The sequence below is a fragment of the Gardnerella sp. DNF01199S genome, assembly GCF_049244155.1.
GTDB lineage: Bacteria > Actinomycetota > Actinomycetes > Actinomycetales > Bifidobacteriaceae > Bifidobacterium > Bifidobacterium piotii.
This window is the reverse complement of the sequence record NZ_CP058380.1, coordinates 42,688-55,055: the sequence shown is the minus strand read 5'-3', so window position 1 is coordinate 55,055 and position 12,368 is coordinate 42,688. Positions and strand designations below refer to the sequence as shown.

The window sequence follows — 12,368 nt, the reverse complement described above, 5'->3', positions numbered from 1 at the left end:
TTTGAACGATTAAAACTGAAAACTGGAGCTAAAAGCCACAAGCTTAAAACTAAAAGCTGCAGATAAAACTAAAAAATAGAACGAAAAAAGAAGTTGGGTGCGCTCAATGGGGATTAGAGCCAAAGGAGATATGGAGACATTATGCACGCGTGTGCAAAAGCGCGCCAAAAAACACAGCAAGTGTATGCATTTTTACTTGCGATATGCGTTTTTGTAAGTTGCGCAATAGGGTTTGCTGGAGTTGCTGGGGTTGCTGGAATTGCTGGGCTAATTGCAGCTCCAACGTCTGCTTATGCTACGGATGCCAATAGAACATATAACACTTGGTCGGAAGTTTCTTTAGCTATTAAAGATCAGCTAGAACAAGGTAAAAGTGAGTATGCAAACGCAAATATGGCAGGAGCAGCAACCAGGTTTCAAGCCGCATATAACTCTGTTTATGTAGCTTCAAACATGATTACAGTTGTGCGAGATACGATTAGTCAAGATAAAGTTCAATCGCAAAGTGACCAATTCCAACAGTTGCAAACGTTGGTTTATCAACAAAATCAGGCCGCGCAAATTAGTGAAGTTGTATCTGCTCTAGAAGCAGACGTTGCGCAAACCGCAACTCAATTAGACGCAAACGCAAATCTAGATAAGCCGAATGTTTATGCATCCAAATTGCGCGCTCAAATCGCAAAAGAACGCAAAAAACTCGATGCTGCAAAAAAGAAGAATCTTGGGCGAAACGGCAGAACTTGGAGCCAAGTAGCGCGAGAAATGAACGTTATACTAGATAAATCTGCATCAACGTACAAAGCAGCAAAAGGAAACAAGCAAGAAGTTGCCAAAGCTGTTGATTTAGTGAACGAAGCCTACTACCAGTATTACGAAAAGCTCGGCTTTGAAAAGAACGTTATGAACGCAATAAGCGGAAGCCGAGTAAGCACTGTTGAATATCAATTCAAAGAGTGCAGGCAGGCTATGAACAATGGCAAATCGTTTGCGCAAACAAAAAAGTTCGTTACCGATCTTAAGTCAATGCTTATTGAAGATGCTGCAAAACTAGACGGAGGAGCGGCAGCAAATGCCAATCCGTTTATGCAATTTATAACAAGCTCCTTTGGTCAGGCTTTTATAATCTTACTTCGCGAAGGGTTGGAAGCGCTGCTGGTTGTTGCCGCAATAATCGCGTATCTTATTAAATCTGGGCACAAGCACATGGTTAAGTACATTTACATGGGGCTTGTTGCTGGAATTGCGGCGTCGCTTGTTGTTGCTGCGCTTTTTGGATTGTTGTTCAATGGCTCTGGCCCGCAGCAAGAGATTACGGAAGGCGTTGTGGCGCTGTTTGCAATGCTCATGCTGCTGTACACAAGCAATTGGATGATTTCAAGATCTTCTGTGCAAGCTTGGAACGAGTATATTCGCAACCAAACAACGGCAGCTGTTTCTAAAGGCAGCTTGATTTCTCTAGCGTTGCTAAGCTTCCTAGCGGTGTTCCGCGAAGGCGCAGAAACAGTAATCTTCTACCAGGCGATTTTTGCTGTATCAAGCGGAGCTGACTCCATGATTTGGGGCGGATTCGTGGCTGCAGCCGCCGTGCTGGTTGTAATCTTCTTGCTGATTCGCTTTGCATCTGTGCGCATACCGATTCGCCCGTTCTTTGCAGGAACAAGCGCGCTTATGTGCATTTTAGTGGTGATTTTTGCTGGCGGAGGCGTGCATGCGCTTATAGAGGGCGATGCGCTCGCTGGCGCGTATATTCAAGGCTTGCCAACTAACGATTGGCTTGGATTCTATCCGTATGTTGAAACGATTTCGGCGCAAGTCGTAGCTGCAATCGTAGTTATTGCGCTGCTTTGCGCGAGTTTTATGCGCGCGCGAAAGCACAAAGAAACCGTTGACAACCGTTAACGGATAAGTCAAAACTAAAAATCAAAACTAAAAATCAAGCAATAATAAACAATAACTAATAGAAAAGGTTAGATATGAAGAATAAAAAGATGATGGCAATTGCAGCCTTAGCGCTTGCAGGAATGCTAACACTCACTGGTTGCGGCGCAAATGGAAACGCAGCAAAATCTGCTGCTAAGCCACAAGCATCCGAGCAAAAGGCTGACGATAATGGCGGAGACAAGGGCTTTGAAGAGGTTCCAGTTGGACCTAACCAAGACCAGAACATTGGCCCACTTACGATTGGCGCTGTGTACTTCCAGCCAGTCGATATGGTTCCAGCAGGCATGGGCTTAAAGGCAAGCGAGGCAAGCTTCCACCTTGAGGCAGATATTCATGCAAACAAGGAAGGCACAAAGCTTGGCTACGGTAAGGGCGAGTTTATTCCAGATTTGACTGTGAATTATCAAATTATTGATAAGGCGAGCGGAGACGCTGTTGTAAAGGGTACGTTTATGCAAATGAACGCTTCCGATGGCCCACACTACGGCGCAAATGTTAAGCTCGATAAGGCTGGAAACTACAAGTTGGTGCTTTCTGTTGAATCGCCAGAAAAGAAGGGCTGGATGCTTCACGTAGATCCTGCTACAGGCGTGACTGGCCGATTCTGGACTGAGCCAATTACCGCTACGTTCGACGATTGGAAGTACACTCCACGTCAGTGGTAGTTTTGCCAGTGGTAATTTTGCCAGTGGTAGTTTTTAAGAATAAAAACAACAAATAAATAATGCATAATGTATAAATAATGCATAATGCATAAATAAAAAACAAAAATAGATAACAAATAACACATAAACAGCAAAGGAGGGAGACATGCTCAGGCTGTTCGTTACAGTACTTCCAGGGCTGCTCCCTCTTGCGCTGCTTACAATGGGATTAAGCGCAACTCTAAGCGTTGGCGAGGGGCGAGATAAGCCAATCAGCTCCCGCTGGCGACTTTTCGGCTTGATTTTTGGAACAGTTGCGGCGCTTGTTTTTGCATTTTTGCGCGCAAGCGTGGTGATTAATCAGCGCAATTTTGTGAATCTTCCAGCGCTTTGCATTGCCGTTCCGCTAGATATTGCAACAATCGCCTGTGTTGGCGCGTCTCGCAAAACGGTTGCAAAATGGCGCAAAAATCCGCTGCCCTTGCACATAAGTAATGCAATTGGCGCGCTTTGCCTAGCGTTTACAGTGTTTTACGCGCTCCCAGACGTGATTTTGCAGCTTACGATTTTCGTAGACTCCAGCACGCCTCCGTTTACTTCCGATATGCTTCTTCGCGCGCTAGGATTTATTCTTGGCGCGGCTGCTGCGATTTGCATAAGTCTTATGGTGCGATCTTTGCGTACAACTGCGAGTATTGGCGCCTTTAAAATCGCAATTATTCTAAGCTTAATAATTTTGCTAATTCAGCATTTAACGTCTTTGGTGCAAATTATGCAAGGAAGTATTTTGCTGTATATAGACGATTTTTCGTTTAGCATTCTTGTTTGGCTTATAAACAACGCTCCGCTTATGATTATGGCGCAAATTTGCGTGTTTTTGATTCCTGCATTTGCGTCTATTGTGATTGGTTTTAAGACGCCTGTAGTTGGAGAAAATCCTGCACAAATCCGCGCAAAGCGAGCGTTTAAGCGCAAATCTAGAAGGTCCGCGATTGCAGCTCTTTTGGCTGCAATCGTAGTAATACTTACGCTTACTGCTGGCGTGTCTCTTATGAATATTAAGCCAACGCTTACGCCTCCAGAACCGTATGAGTTGCACGATGGCGTAGCAACAATTAACTTTGTTCAAATTAGCGATGGCCACTTGCATAGATTCCAATACAAAGCTAAAGATGGCACTGTTATGCGTTTTATAATCATCAAGAAAAATGGTGGAGCGTATGGCGTGGGCTTGGATGCTTGCGAAAATTGCGGCGATGCTGGCTACTACGAAAAAGATGGCAAGATAATATGCCGAAAATGCGATGTTGCAATAAACTTGGCGACTATTGGATTTAAGGGCGGATGCAACCCGATTCCATTCCCGTACAAGGCTGGTGGTGGCAAAATTACCATTCACACAGCCGATTTAGACGTGCTTAGCTCGCACTTTAAGTAGGAGTGCTTGCAAATGTTTATGATTCGAATGGTTGCGCGATCTCTTGCAAGGCAGATTAAAAAGCGAGTTCTTATAGCGATTGTTGTGTGCTTGAGTGCGTGTGTAAGCGTTGCAATGCTTAGTGTTGTTTACGACGTTGGAGACAAAATTAACGCGGAGCTTAGCTCTTACGGATCCAATATTATTGTTCAGCCTAAGTCGAATGCTGTTGTGAATGACTTGTATGCGTCTCGCACAAAGTCAGCTTATAGTAATTCTCAATCTTCTCAATCTTCGCAAACTTTGGCTGATGCGGAAAGCGAAGAATCTACCGCTTTTTTGAAGGAATCGGATGCTGCAAAAATCAAAATGATTTTTTGGGCGTTTAACATAACGAATTTTGCGCCAAAACTAACGATTTACGCAAATCTTAAAGCAAATCTTAAGGCAAATTCTTCTGCCGAATCTACTAATTCTGCTAACTCCAATAACTCCAATAATTCCACTAAATCTGCTAATTCAGTAGTTCCGATTGTTGGCACTTGGTTTAATCGCAAGCTTGCGCTCGCTTCTGGAGAGACAACAGTTGTTGGCGTGCAAGGAATGCGGTCTTGGTGGAAGATGATTGAAGGCAGATTCCCACGAGATTTTAAGCGCGAAGCCGCTGTTGGCGCAAATCTTGCTAAAAGTCATAATCTAAAAGTTGGTCAGCGAATAAAATTAACTCGTTCTGGCAGGCAAATCTCACTTAAAATTGTTGGCATCTACGATTCTGGAGATAGCGACAACAACGCGATTTACGCGGATTCCAGCCAAGCTCAAAGCCTTGCAAATAAGCCAAATATGGTTGAGGCAATTGAGGTTAAGGCTTTGACTACGCCAGAAAACGATTTAGCGCGTAAAGCAGCTAAGAATCCAGCGGCTCTTAGCCAAGAAGAGTGGGAGACTTGGTATTGCACGGCTTACCCAAGCTCGATTACTTACCAGATTGAAGAAGTGATTCCAGGAGCTGTTGCAAAGCAAGTGCGGCAAGTTTCGGCTATGCAAGGCAGCGTGCTTAACAAGACGCGCGCTGTGATGGTGCTTATGACGGCGCTTAGCTTGGTTGCGGCGGCTGTTGCGGTTGCAAATCTTATGGCTGCTGCGATTTCGGAGCGCTCGGGGGAGCTTGCGCTGCTCAAGGCGCTGGGTGCGCGCGATGGCGCTGTTGCGCGGCTAATGCTTATGGAAACAGCGGTTATTGCGTGCGTTGGTGCGCTAATTGGCATGATTGCAGGCTTTGGCGTTGCGCAAGTGATTGGATTTGGCGTGTTTGGTTCTGCGATTTCGCTTCGACCAATGGTGTTTGTGCTGGTGTTTGTTCTTCTTGCGATTACTGTTCTTGCTGCCGCTGGCTCTTCTATTCGCTCTATTTTGCATGTGCGTCCTGCGGAGGTGCTTCATGGGCGTTAAATCTGGTTCGGGTATGACTTCTAATAGCGCAATGTTTGCAACTATGCTTTTTGGCGCGGTTTTTCGCCGAAAGTCGCGTGCGCTTATGGCAGTAGTTGCAACTCTTGTTGGTGCTGCAACGCTATTTTGTTTGGCTGCAATTTGCATTGTTGTTCCTCAACAAATGAGTGACGAAATGCGCGCGTATGGAGCGAATATTATTGTGACGCCGCTTGCAGGCGAGTGGAAAAATGGCATTGATTGCGCAATGGTTTTGCACACTAACGACATGGTTCTTGCAAAAGGCGCTATGCGATCTGCTACGTACCGTTACGAAAATGTGCGCATTAATGCGGCTCCGTACGTGCTTGCTGGAGTAGATGTTTCTGCTGTTAAGTCGCTTAATAAGCATTGGAATGTGGACGGCGCTTGGCCTAGCAGTGGCAACGTTATGGTTGGGCGAGATGTGTCTCTTGCTATGGGCTTGAAGATTGGTTCGCGCATTGCAATCGCGTATCGCGCTGGCGATAATTCCTCGGATTCGCATAAGCCTGCACAAAAGTCGCAAGATAAGTCGCAAGATAAGTCGCAAGATAATCAAACGGAAAAATCTTCCCAAAATAAGCTTGTTGAAGGCAGAGTTTCCACAGATATTATGGATACTCACGGCACAACTTTCCGCGTTTGCGGCATTCTAGACACGGGAGACGCCGAAGATTCCATGCTTTACGCAACTAACGCGGATTTGCGTGCGCTTACAGGCGTTAAGCGCGGCGCGGACGTGATTGCTTACTCGTCTTCTGCGCCGAACGTAGATGCTGTTGTGCGCAGCATTAACGATATGACTTCTATGCGTGTTCGCGCGCAACAAGTAACCAAAGTTACGGCTGCAGACACTGGCATTATTGCTATGCTTCGCAGCCTATTTTGGATTGTTTCGCTGGTTGTTCTTGCGTTGATGATGGTTGGCGTAAGCACTACGATTTCTTCGATTGTGCAACAGCGCAGAAATGAGATTGGCTTGCGCAAAGCTTTGGGCGCGAGTGCTAAGAGCATTGGCGTTGAATTCACTGCGGAATCTGGGCTTTATGGCTTTATTGGCGGAATCGCTGGTACGGCAGTAGGGTATGGTTTTGCGCGCTTGCTTGCGTCAATGGTGTTTTCTAGAGATTTGAGCGTGAACTGGTGGCTGGTGGCGTTTTCTATTGTGTTTAGCGTTGCAGCGTCTTGCGTTGCTGCTTTGCCGCCTGTTTTGCGCGCGTCAAAAATCGACCCTGCGATTGTGCTTCGAGAAGAATAGTTTAGAGTGATTTTAGAATGATTTTAGAATGTTTAGTTAAGGATTTTTAAGGATTTGATATGGCAGAGAATGTAGAAAATAGGCAGGAAAATACAGATTCCAAGACAGAAATGCTGTTGACTTTGGACCACGTTTCCAAGATTTACGGCTCTCTTCGCGCTGTTGACGATTTGTCGCTTACTGTGCCGCAAGGCGAGTGGCTTTCGATTGTTGGCTCGAGCGGCTCTGGCAAAACTACGCTAATGAACATTATTGGGTGCATGGACTCGCCGTCTAAAGGATCCGTTGCTTTGCAAGGCCGAAAGCTCGAGGATTTGAACGCGGGTCAGCTTGCAGATGTTCGTAAAAACGTAATCGGTCTTGTGTTTCAAAAGTTTTATCTTGTGCCGCATTTAACAGCAGTTGAAAACGTGATGGTTGCGCAATATTATCATTCAGTTGTAGATGAATCGCAAGCAATGGAAGCCTTGGAGCGAGTTGGATTAAAGGATCGCGCTCACCATTTACCAAGCCAGCTTTCTGGCGGTGAGCAGCAGCGCGTGTGCGTTGCGCGTGCTCTTATTAACTGCCCGAAGTTGCTTCTTGCAGATGAGCCGACTGGTAATTTGGACGAAAAAAATGAGCAGATTGTGCTCGACTTGTTTAAGCAGCTTCACTCCCAGGGCACTACGATTATTGTTGTAACGCATGATTCTTTGGTTGCTCAATGCGCGGATCGCGAAATCATGCTTAACCACGGTGTGCTTGTTGGGGAGCGTTGGAATAATGATAGTGCGCGCAAAGAGTACGAGGCGATTGGTGGAAAACCTGCGTTTACGAGCGCTCACGTTGATGAAAGTGTTGCAGAAGCTTTGCAAAATCATGAGCCTACTAAATCGCCTAAATTAGCGAATTTAGATGATTAGTTTTTAGATGATTAGTTGCGTATGGTTTTAATTTAAGATTTAAAGGCGATGATTTTATGGTTTCAGATAATATGTTTCACGATGTTTCACGCTGCAATAATTTGCGTGATGATTTGAAGTCTAAAAAAATTGCAAAAACGGTTGCTGCGATTGCTGTTTTAGCTAGCTCAAGTGCGTTTCTTGCATCTTGCGGTGAGCCGAGTGCTGTTCCAATGAATGATGAGTTTGCTGGTAATTCTGGTCAAAGCGAAAACGATAGTGGCAATGCTTCGAAATCTTACGATTCTGGTGCTCAACAATCGCACGCTTCTGCGCAAAGTGAAGATTCTGGGGACTCTAAAAACCAATCTAAAACCGATACTGGCAACTACAAAGATGGCGATTACAAAATCAAAGCTACGTATGGCCCAGTTGCAGAAGACAGTATTGATGTGAATTTAAGCGTTGCAAGCGGCAATGTGAGTAGTGTTGAAATTACGCCTCACCCGTTTACGCCAATCTCCAAAAAACACATGAGCGCTTTTAGCGAGGCTATTCCAGGTAAAATCGTTGGAAAGCCGTTGAAAGATTTGCATATCTCGGTTGTTGCTGGAGCAAGTTGGACTAGTGATGCCTTCAACAAAGCGCTTGACGTTGCTCGTCAAGAGGCCTCAATTCAATCCGCAAAATAATTTACAGCAACCTTAATTTTTAATATAACCGTGATTATATTGTTGAATATTTGTGTGTATTAATAGGGGTTAGTACTGCAGTTGTTTACAATACTAACCCCTATTTTGTTTATTTTTTATGAAATTATTGCTTATTTATTTTTATGCGCTTTAATTTTGCTATTACTACAGCAAGTCCGAATATTGCAATCGCAGCAAAGGCAGTTAGTAATATTTCGCTTCCTGTTTTTGGAAGTTGGTTATTATCGTGTTTGCGTTTTTCTGCAATTTTATTATTCGGATTTTCTTTTGGTTGTGGCGCAGGGTTTGGTGTTTTTTCTGGCGTCGGCTTATATTTTGGCCATGGTGTTTGTTCTGGGGTTGGTTCTGGAACGGGTGTAGGTTCTGGAACAGGCGTTGGTTCTGGAACAGGCGTTGGTTCAGGAACTGGTTCTGGCGGTGTTGGGGGTGTCGGCGGAGTTGGAGGAGTTGGAGGATTATATTCTACTGTGAGAGAAATATCATTAGCGCCTGCTGCTGCGTCAGAGTTTTTCCCTTCGCTTGTTTGCGAGCCGTTCCAAGTAAAGTCAAATAATTTTGTTGTTCCATTAAATGTTGCAGCTGCGTGGAATGAGCCCGATACGGTTCCAACAATTGTAGCTTTTCCGGAGAAATCTTGGTTTATCTTTATTCCCGGAATAGTGATTTTCATTGCGTCGCCAAGATTTGTTTGTACTGCTGTCTGTAATTCCGCATACGTTTTAATACCAGATTTCAAATTAATAGTAACTGTTACAGTTTTGTCTTTAACTTGCACATCCTGGATAGCAAAAGTATCTGAGAATCCATCGAGCTTAAGCGTATTTTTTGTGATATTTTCAGGCAGCGTTAAACTGTCTGGGATAGTAAATGTAGCCATGAAAGAAGATGTCATATCGCTTAGAGCAATATTGCTATAATCTGTCGCTTTTACTTTGTTAAATTTATTTTCTATCGCTTTCATTTGGTCTTTTACTACTGAAGCTGTGATTGTGCCAGTGAAATCAATAGTTTGTCCTGGTGTAACTTTGTATGCTGTAGTTGCTGTGTTATCGCCAGTTAATAAATCTGCAGGAAGATTAATATTCTCCTGCTGTATGTGTTCAATGCTTGGATCAATCTTCCACTTAAGGTAGAAGGTAAGATCATCGTTCACTTTTGGATCATTGTCAATAGTAGCTTTTTCTGTTCCATCCTTGTCTTTGAACCAGTAGTAGTAATCTGTGCTATACACATAGCCAAAGAGTGAGTTTTCTTTTTTCTCATTTATTAAATGATAATATTTGCGCGTGGCAAGATTCGTATAATTTGCATCTGAATCGGAACTTGCTTTGCCACTAATGCCAGGTGTGTCTATATTGACATTATCATCCAAACTTTTAATAAGATTGATTAGCGTCTTGTTTTCGCTAAATTTTGCTGTTTTCTTAACAACAGCAACATCTCCACCGTGCTCATCTTTTTTAATCTCAAATACTTTTGTATTTTTCTTAAAAATACTGCTATCGGAGAAAGTTCCGCCGTTTGCTGAGAATTTTACTGTAAATTCTTTTTCTTCCCAATTTGCATATAAGTCAATTAAGTTTTTATTCTTCGCTATAGCAATATTGCTACCTGCTTTTACAGTCTTGCCTTTGCCGTTTTTCTCTGTGGTCCAACCTTTGAAGACCATTCCTTCGCGGGCAAATTTTGCATTATTCTTAATAACTTCGTCGAATGAAAGAACTTTGCTGGTGCGTTTTGGGTTAGTTTCACTAACAAGGTATGTTGCATCATCTTGAGCGCAATTATGGTAGCGAACAGCATAAGATGAGGCATCTTTTTCCCATTTTGCATACACTGTTGTGTCGCTTGTTATAGGCATACTTTCAGTAAATTGTTGCTCTTTATTCTCAGCGTTCTTGAAGAACCACCCGAGGAACTTATATCCAGGAGCAATTGGATTTGCTGGTACTTCAGTACTTCCTCCTGCCACTGTTTTTGCAAAGTTTAATGCGTAACCTCGTACGGCAAGGGATTCTTTTGCTTTAGTTGAAGAGTCAGAGAATATAGCTTCTTTAGCTTTTTTAGAATCCTCAGCATTTGTATCATTGAGCTCGAATGTCACTTTTGCTGCTGGAACCCATACGTGCTTTTTGTTATCTTTAGAAGCTTTTTTAACTGAGTATATGTAGGCATTTCCATTTTTGTTAATTGGTTTTATCTCATTTACAGAACTATCAGCAAGAGTAAAGAGACTTAGCCTTTCATTACCGTTTTCTTTACCGTTTACAGGAACAGTGCTTCCCCTGTTGCTGTGATAATCAGGAGCATATGTAACCATGTGCGAGCCTCCAGTAACAACATAGCTATTTCCTGTTCCAGCTCCACCATCTGCATTTTTGATTGCCGGGCTATCTATTAAGCAGTCTTCTCTAAGTTCAATAGATCCGTTTTCCTGAGCTCCAAAAAGCGCTCCACTATTTTTTCCATTGCCTTTGATTGTAGAATCGGAGATAATTACTTTTCCGGTATTTACATTTAAGCCGCCAGTGCCACCATTATTAAATTCAAGAGTAGAGTTGGTAACAGTTAATTTTCCGTTTGATATTCCAACGGAAATGCCTGCTGTAGATCCTGCATTCGCAACAATTCGTGAATTATTGGTAACAGTTGAGTCGCCTTGAATTGTTAAACCAGTTGAGTGCCTCCAACCAATTTTATTAATCACAAACTCCGAATTATCCATGTTTAATTTGTTTACGTAGTATGACATTCCAAAGCCTGCTACAGTAAGTGAAGAATTCTTCAAAGTTAAATCTCTTGCATCAAACCATGTGCGAATTTGTGATTTAACGTTAATAGTAGCGTTTTCGAAAGTAATACCATCAGCATAAAAATCTGTATCACAGTTGTCGTCAGCAGTAATTGTTAATTTATCTTTGCTTGTACCTTTTACTGTTCCCGCAAGGTAGATTCCGTTACTGTCTTTTACTCCGTTATCTTTGAAATTGTATGTGCCGTCCGTAATAAGAGAGCCTTCTTCTGCTGTAAGTGCTACCTTAAACGCAGTCATTTTCAATTCGCCGTCACCGCGAAGTGTGGAACCAGATTTCAGCGTGATTCCATCGTTGGCACTATTCGAGCCTGTTATTGTGGCGCCGGATTTATCGATAGAAAGTGTAATGCCTTGTGGAATTTCTATAGGTGCATTAAGTGAAAAATTGCCTTTAATGTTGATATTTGCAGGTTTTTGTGTGGCTTTTTCAAGAGCTTTTTGAATAGTTTTTAATGGCTTACTTTCAGATCCATCGTTTGTGTCTGATCCGTTTGTGCCATCTACAACAAGTTGTGTTTTTGGAGCTGGGTTAGTTACGGTTACTTCTGTTGATGGGGGGGGGGTAACAGCTAATGCACTTATTGGATATACAGAAAGTAGCGACATTGCTGCAATGATAGTTGAAGCAGTAAGTATGCGCATGCCTTTATATTTATTATTTCTTCTCATTGTTAGCTCCATATTATCTGCTGAAGTTTGGCATTAGTTAATGCATCGTATTAGTACAATCTCTACACTATACCCGTAGAAGGTAAAAGTATACTCGTATTTGTATTAAACACAATAGCTCATAAATATTTACATAATCTAATTTACGGAATGATAGTTATTGATGCTCGTAATAGTAAGCAAAATAAGCAACTTGATGATTTCCATTTTGATCTGCTTAATAATCATGACTCACATCGAGCTGATTATAACAATTTTGGTACTACAGTCACCTTAATCTTTGACTTCAAAAATAGTGCCTTCGTTGCGAATCATCGTTGCGGGCGTGGCGGCGGTTGTTGCAATAAATGGAATAATAGCATTACTGTATTCGTGCATGAACTGTGCAAAATCATGATCCCAAGAAATAAGCGCAACGTACAAAATAAGGAATTCGAATGCTGTAAATATTGCCCACTTAAGAATCCAAATAAGCGTTTCTTTAATAAGTTTTATATAGTACTTGCTCATGAGTTGTTTCCCTTCCAATTTGCTGTTTTGTTCGTGAGCATTGT

Annotated in this window: 9 protein-coding genes and 1 pseudogene; 8 read left to right on the top strand and 2 right to left on the bottom strand. The window is 42.8% G+C overall.

The window, feature by feature from the left end; all coding sequences use genetic code 11:
* Positions 1-141 precede the first annotated feature (141 nt).
* The 7 genes from HXT45_RS00245 (at position 142) to HXT45_RS00215 (ending at position 8,309) form a co-directional block, all read left to right on the top strand.
* A complete protein-coding gene (locus tag HXT45_RS00245) occupies positions 142-1,899 on the top strand; it encodes an FTR1 family iron permease (protein WP_128813816.1) in 1,758 nt (585 codons plus the stop codon).
* Positions 1,900-1,973: 74 nt separating this feature from the next.
* The gene (locus HXT45_RS00240; RefSeq protein ID WP_421781790.1) at positions 1,974-2,606 is read left to right on the top strand and encodes an iron transporter; all 633 of its coding nucleotides are present in this window, start codon (positions 1,974-1,976) and stop codon (positions 2,604-2,606) included.
* A gap of 145 nt (positions 2,607-2,751) precedes the next feature.
* The gene (locus HXT45_RS00235; protein WP_421781788.1) at positions 2,752-4,023 is read left to right on the top strand and encodes a Fe-S-containing protein; all 1,272 of its coding nucleotides are present in this window, start codon (positions 2,752-2,754) and stop codon (positions 4,021-4,023) included.
* Positions 4,024-4,035: 12 nt separating this feature from the next.
* On the top strand, positions 4,036-5,454 hold the full coding sequence (locus tag HXT45_RS00230) for an ABC transporter permease (RefSeq protein ID WP_421781786.1): 1,419 nt from the start codon (positions 4,036-4,038) through the stop codon (positions 5,452-5,454).
* Complete coding sequence (locus tag HXT45_RS00225) at positions 5,444-6,733, top strand: ABC transporter permease (RefSeq protein WP_421781784.1); 1,290 nt, start codon at positions 5,444-5,446, stop codon at positions 6,731-6,733. Before HXT45_RS00230 ends, HXT45_RS00225 begins: the two co-directional genes overlap by 11 nt.
* A 59-nt stretch (positions 6,734-6,792) precedes the next feature.
* Complete coding sequence (locus tag HXT45_RS00220; RefSeq protein ID WP_020759153.1) at positions 6,793-7,638, top strand: ABC transporter ATP-binding protein; 846 nt, start codon at positions 6,793-6,795, stop codon at positions 7,636-7,638.
* Positions 7,639-7,694: 56 nt separating this feature from the next.
* Complete coding sequence (locus tag HXT45_RS00215) at positions 7,695-8,309, top strand: FMN-binding protein (RefSeq protein WP_018631954.1); 615 nt, start codon at positions 7,695-7,697, stop codon at positions 8,307-8,309.
* A gap of 124 nt (positions 8,310-8,433) precedes the next feature.
* On the opposite strand, the gene HXT45_RS00210 is transcribed toward HXT45_RS00215, so the two are convergent.
* Entirely contained in the window at positions 8,434-11,814 is a 3,381-nt protein-coding gene (locus HXT45_RS00210) for an InlB B-repeat-containing protein (RefSeq protein WP_421781781.1), read from the bottom strand.
* 141 nt (positions 11,815-11,955) lie between these two features.
* Between HXT45_RS00210 and HXT45_RS00205 the strand changes: the two are divergent.
* A pseudogene (locus HXT45_RS00205) lies at positions 11,956-12,069 on the top strand (DUF3800 domain-containing protein); the annotation flags it as partial.
* Between the two features lie 18 nt (positions 12,070-12,087).
* Here the strand turns inward: HXT45_RS00205 and HXT45_RS00200 are convergent.
* Positions 12,088-12,324 carry a hypothetical protein gene (locus HXT45_RS00200; RefSeq protein ID WP_004133587.1) on the bottom strand — a complete coding sequence of 79 codons (237 nt, stop codon included), beginning with the start codon at positions 12,322-12,324 and terminating at the stop codon, positions 12,088-12,090.
* Positions 12,325-12,368 lie beyond the last annotated feature (44 nt).

Bases quoted from the DNA above. Each gene is read 5' to 3' on its own strand.
- HXT45_RS00245 (WP_128813816.1), top strand. From the start codon at position 142: ATGCACGCGTGTGCAAAAGCGCGCCAAAAAACACAGCAAGTGTATGCA.
- HXT45_RS00240 (WP_421781790.1), top strand. From the start codon at position 1,974: ATGAAGAATAAAAAGATGATGGCAATTGCAGCCTTAGCGCTTGCAGGA.
- HXT45_RS00235 (WP_421781788.1), top strand. From the start codon at position 2,752: ATGCTCAGGCTGTTCGTTACAGTACTTCCAGGGCTGCTCCCTCTTGCG.
- HXT45_RS00230 (WP_421781786.1), top strand. From the start codon at position 4,036: ATGTTTATGATTCGAATGGTTGCGCGATCTCTTGCAAGGCAGATTAAA.
- HXT45_RS00225 (WP_421781784.1), top strand. From the start codon at position 5,444: ATGGGCGTTAAATCTGGTTCGGGTATGACTTCTAATAGCGCAATGTTT.
- HXT45_RS00220 (WP_020759153.1), top strand. From the start codon at position 6,793: ATGGCAGAGAATGTAGAAAATAGGCAGGAAAATACAGATTCCAAGACA.
- HXT45_RS00215 (WP_018631954.1), top strand. From the start codon at position 7,695: ATGGTTTCAGATAATATGTTTCACGATGTTTCACGCTGCAATAATTTG.
- HXT45_RS00210 (WP_421781781.1), bottom strand. From the start codon at position 11,814: ATGAGAAGAAATAATAAATATAAAGGCATGCGCATACTTACTGCTTCA.
- HXT45_RS00200 (WP_004133587.1), bottom strand. From the start codon at position 12,324: ATGAGCAAGTACTATATAAAACTTATTAAAGAAACGCTTATTTGGATT.